This window comes from Stenotrophomonas sp., assembly GCF_036662295.1.
Lineage (GTDB): Bacteria > Pseudomonadota > Gammaproteobacteria > Xanthomonadales > Xanthomonadaceae > Stenotrophomonas.
Genome location: NZ_JAVWXA010000178.1, coordinates 1 through 4,155, shown reverse-complemented (window position 1 = coordinate 4,155; position 4,155 = coordinate 1). Strand labels below are relative to the sequence as shown.

Here is a 4,155-nt window from a genome sequence, read left to right as displayed (position 1 = left end):
GCACCCCCGCCCGTACCCGCCCCGAGCGACAAGGCATGCACGCGCGTGCTTCAGCGAAGCCTTACCCCGCAGATGGACGAAGAACCAAAATAAAGGAGGAGGTCGCCGCAGGCGGCCGGGGGACATTTGCACAAGGGTCTGCCGGCTGCCAACGGACCCCGGACGCGCGCGCGGAACCTCATCGAAGACGCGCCTGCTCCAACCAGTTGCCCGTTGCCACCAACCGTCAGCCGACCAACGGTCGGCTCTACCCGCAGCCGCTAACGCGGCTGCTTGATGGGCAGCACCAGGCGGAAGCGCGAGCCGACGCCCGGGGTGCTGTCCAGGTCGATGCGGCCGTGGTGCTTGTTGACGATGCTGTAGGAGATCGACAGACCCAGGCCCGTGCCGCTGCCCACCGGCTTGGTGGTGAAGAACGGGTCGAAGATGCGCTGGCGCAGGTCCGGGGAGATGCCGCCGCCGGTGTCCTCGAACTCCACCCACACATGGTCGCCGTCCACCCCGGTGCGCACCGTGATCGTGCCGCGTTCGGCAATGGCGTGGCCGGCGTTGAGCAGCAGGTTCATGTATACCTGGTTGAGCTCGGACGGCAGGCACTCCACCAGCGGCAGCTGGCCGAACTCGCGATGCAGCGTGACCTTGTACTTCAGCTCGTTCCAGATGATGTTGATGGTCGATTCCAGCCCGGCATGCAGGTCGACCAGCTTCCACGACTCGTCGCGGCCGGAATAGGAGAAGTCCTTGAGGTCGCGCACGATGCGCGTGACGCGCTCGATGCCCTCGCGCGACTCGGCCATCAGCTGCGGCAGGTCGCGGCTGATGAAATCGATGTCGAAGCGGTTGCGGATGTCGTCGATCTCCGGGATCAGCGCCTTGGGATCGGGCGCGCGCAGGGCGCGCTCGTAGGCTTCGATCACGGTGAACAGGCTGCGCAGGTATTCCTGCAGGCTGCCCAGGTTGGAGTGCACGTAGCCGATGGGGTTGTTGATCTCGTGCGCCACGCCGGCGGCGAGCTGGCCGATGGAGGCCATCTTCTCGGACTGCAGCAGCTTTTCCTGGGTGCCGTTGAGGCGCAGGTAGGCCTGGCGCAGCTCGGCGTGGCGCTGCTGCAGCTCGCGCTCGTAGTCTTCCTGGCCCTCGATCCGGCGGAACAGGGCCAGGTAGTGGCGCTGGCCGCCATCGTCGTGCTGGTAGAGGTGGGCGATGACCATGCGCTCGCCCACCGGCAGGCTGCCGTTCCAGTGGCCGTGCAGGCGGGCGTGCTCGAGCGCGTCCGGCGGCAGCAGCTGGCGCAGCCATTGCGCCGGGCCAAGGCCGGCGGCATTTTCGGCCTGGCCGAGCATCTCGCTGACTGCCGCATTGGCCAGGGCCACGCTGCCATCCTCGCGGAACAGCAGCATGCCTTCGTTGACCCGCTCGAACAGGGCAAGCAGGACCGGCTGCGGCGGCAGCGGCGCGGTGACAAGGGTGGAAGAATCGGTCACGGTCACGTCGGGCAGTCTAGACAGACGCCCAATATACGCGTTGGCCTGCGCGAGGGCAGCCCGTGTTGAAGCCGGCGGCCCGCGCGGGGCCGGTGATCAGGCGACGGCCAGCGGCCGGCGCGTGTGCAGGGTGCTGGCCTGGCCCTTGGCGTCGTAGGCCGAGGCGTCTTCGCTGCGACCCAACTGGCGCAGTGCCCAGTTGACCTCGCGGCGGCGGCGCGACAGCAGCACGCCGTTGGCGCGGTTGCGCTCGGCCAGCTCCTGGAGGCGCTCGCCCTGCCCGACCGGCAGCCCGGCCTCGAGGGCGCGCAGCGCGTCGAGCTTGGCGCCGGTCGCCCGGATCAAGGCCTGCACGTCATGCTCGACCAATGCCTGGCGTTCGACGTCCAAGGCATCGCTGAGGCGCTGCAATGGCTCGCTCATCGCCAGGTTCATCCCTGCAGCTGCTGGTCCAGCTCAAGCATGCGCGAGGCGATCGCGTCGGGATTGATCTTGTAGGTGCCGTTCTGCAGCGACTCGCGCACGGCCTGGACGCGACCGGCGTCGATCGCCGGGGCGGCGGTCAACTTGCTCTGCAATGCCTGCAGATTGGTGGCTTGGTCGGTCAGGCGCAGGCTGTCGGCGGCTTCGACCGGACGCGTCGGGGAATCGGCGCTGGCTGCCGGCTTGCTGCCAAGCGCGACGCTGCGCAGATGGGCGGTGGCCTGCAGGTTGCCGTCGATTTTCTGGCTCATGAAGTTGTCCTGGAAGTACGGTTCACAAGGGATAACGGCACGGGGGCCGGCATCTTTAGGGGGGGATGCGGTTTTTTTGGCGCATCGGGCGGGCCGTTCATTATTATGCTCACCGCGTCACAAAAACGTCGCCGTTGGCGGCCACGGTGCCCTGGACGATCTTGCGCGAGGAGAGGTTCTCCACCGAGACCCGCTCGTTTTCGCCGGCATCGGCCATGGCCTTGCCCGCGACCCGCACCTCGACCCCGCCAGACCGCGACACCAGCGAGACGCTGTCGCCCCGGCGGATGAGACGCTGGGCGACCAGGTCGTTGGCCGAGAGCAGGCTGCCGGCACTCAAGGTGCGCCGGGCCACCCGCCCGACCGCGGCGGCCGGATCGGCCAGCGCGGCCCCGGCGATGCGGGCCACGTCACGCTGGGCAATGGTGATATCGGCAGCGCCCAGGGTTTCTCCAGCGCTGATGCCGCGGTTGAGGATGAGCACGGCCTGGTTGCGGCGGATCTTGACCGGCACGAACAGGCGCCAGCCGCCCGCGTCGGGGCAGCTCACTTCCACGGTGCTGGTGCCGGTGGGCTGGGCGCGCAGGCCCTGGCCGCAGGCCGGCAGGCGCAGCGCCGAATCCAGGGTGGTGTCGCCCTCGCTGCCGGCCGGCAGGGTGGACAACGCGGCCGCACGGATGCTGTCCACCGGCTGCCAGGCACCGGCGGCAGACGCCGGCAGCGTGGCCAGGGCCAACAAGGCAAGAAGGATCCAACGCATGGCGACTCCACGGGCAAGGCACATGGGCAGCGTCCTGCAAGGGCCGTGCCGGAAGCGCGGGTGGCGGAGCGCTCAAGTCGGCGCGGCCGGCGCCGATACCACCCCCATGTCACATGACCTGCTCAACCGCATCGACCAGCGTACGCGACTGGCCGGCCACAATCGTCTGGCCCTGCTGCTGTTCCGGCTGGGCGGACGCCAGCTTTTTGGCGTGAACGTGTTCAAGGTGCAGGAAGTCCTGCGCCGACCGGACCTGTTCCAGGTGCCCGGGCTGCCGGCCCAGTTCGCCGGCGTGGCCGACGTGCGCGGGCGCTCGGTGCCGGTGCTGGACCTGGGGCTGGCCATTGGCCACCCCGAGCGCGAACCGGACGCGGACAAGGCACCGGGCTACCTGGTGGTGACCGAGTTCAACCGTTCGATCCAGGGCTTCCTGGTGAGCGGGGTGGAGCGGATCGTCAACATCGCGGTGGAAGACATCCACCCGCCGCCGGAACTGGGCGCCGAATCGAGCTACCTGACCGCGGTGACCCGCTTCCAGGGCGAGCTGATCCAGGTGATCGACGTGGAAAGCGTGCTGGCCGACATCGCCCAGGTGCGCGGCGAGGCGGTGCTGGACCCGTCGCTGGCCCAGGCGCTGCCCAGCGACGGCCCGCAGCTGCAGGTGCTGGTGGTGGACGACTCGCGGGTGGCGCGCCAGCAGATCCGCAGCGTGCTGGACCAGCTGGGGGTCGGGGCGACGCTGCTGTCCGATGGCAAGCAGGCGCTGGACCACCTGATCCAGATCCATGCCGCCGGTGAGAACCCGGCCGAGCGTTACGCCATGGTGATCTCGGACATTGAAATGCCGGCGATGGACGGCTACACGCTGACGACGGAAATCCGGCGTCATCCGGGCCTGGCGGGCCTGTACGTGCTGCTGCACACCTCCCTGTCGGGCGTGTTCAACAATGCGATGGTGGAGCGCGTGGGGGCCAATGCCTTCGTGGCCAAGTACTCGCCGCACGAGCTGGCCGATTTCGTGCTGGATCGTTTGCGGAAGGTGGCGATGGCGGCTTGATTGCCGCGCGGTGGGGTTGAAAAGCGGCGGTGGGGGTGTCGCGCGGGGACGGGACAGGCGGGGTGGCGGGACACGCTGCAAGTCCCGCTCCGCGGCCCGGCCCAGCCGCTGGCGGCTGTG

5 protein-coding genes are annotated in these 4,155 nt (G+C 69.0%); 1 reads left to right on the top strand and 4 read right to left on the bottom strand.

Annotated features, from left to right (window positions below; translation table 11 throughout):
• Positions 1 to 260 precede the first annotated feature (260 nt).
• The 4 genes from RSA25_RS19115 to flgA all read right to left on the bottom strand — a co-directional run bounded on the left by RSA25_RS19115 (position 261) and on the right by flgA (position 2,978).
• Positions 261 to 1,484: an ATP-binding protein gene (locus RSA25_RS19115; RefSeq protein WP_332810408.1), complete on the bottom strand. Its 1,224-nt coding sequence runs from the start codon at positions 1,482 to 1,484 to the stop codon at positions 261 to 263.
• 96 nt (positions 1,485 to 1,580) lie between these two features.
• Positions 1,581 to 1,919, bottom strand: a complete 339-nt coding sequence (locus tag RSA25_RS19110; RefSeq protein ID WP_332810407.1) for a flagellar protein FlgN — start codon at positions 1,917 to 1,919, stop codon at positions 1,581 to 1,583.
• Positions 1,916 to 2,218: a flagellar biosynthesis anti-sigma factor FlgM gene (flgM, locus tag RSA25_RS19105; RefSeq protein ID WP_332810406.1), complete on the bottom strand. Its 303-nt coding sequence runs from the start codon at positions 2,216 to 2,218 to the stop codon at positions 1,916 to 1,918. Before flgM ends, RSA25_RS19110 begins: the two co-directional genes overlap by 4 nt.
• A gap of 109 nt (positions 2,219 to 2,327) precedes the next feature.
• Positions 2,328 to 2,978 carry a flagellar basal body P-ring formation chaperone FlgA gene (gene flgA, locus RSA25_RS19100; protein WP_332810405.1) on the bottom strand — a complete coding sequence of 217 codons (651 nt, stop codon included), beginning with the start codon at positions 2,976 to 2,978 and terminating at the stop codon, positions 2,328 to 2,330.
• A 106-nt stretch (positions 2,979 to 3,084) separates the two neighbouring features.
• Here flgA and RSA25_RS19095 point away from each other — a divergent pair, with 106 nt between their 5' ends.
• Positions 3,085 to 4,035, top strand: a complete 951-nt coding sequence (locus RSA25_RS19095; protein WP_332810404.1) for a chemotaxis protein — start codon at positions 3,085 to 3,087, stop codon at positions 4,033 to 4,035.
• Positions 4,036 to 4,155 lie beyond the last annotated feature (120 nt).

Bases quoted from the DNA above. Each gene is read 5' to 3' on its own strand.
- flgM (WP_332810406.1), bottom strand. From the start codon at position 2,218: ATGAGCCAGAAAATCGACGGCAACCTGCAGGCCACCGCCCATCTGCGC.
- RSA25_RS19095 (WP_332810404.1), top strand. From the start codon at position 3,085: ATGTCACATGACCTGCTCAACCGCATCGACCAGCGTACGCGACTGGCC.
- flgA (WP_332810405.1), bottom strand. From the start codon at position 2,978: ATGCGTTGGATCCTTCTTGCCTTGTTGGCCCTGGCCACGCTGCCGGCG.
- RSA25_RS19110 (WP_332810407.1), bottom strand. From the start codon at position 1,919: ATGAACCTGGCGATGAGCGAGCCATTGCAGCGCCTCAGCGATGCCTTG.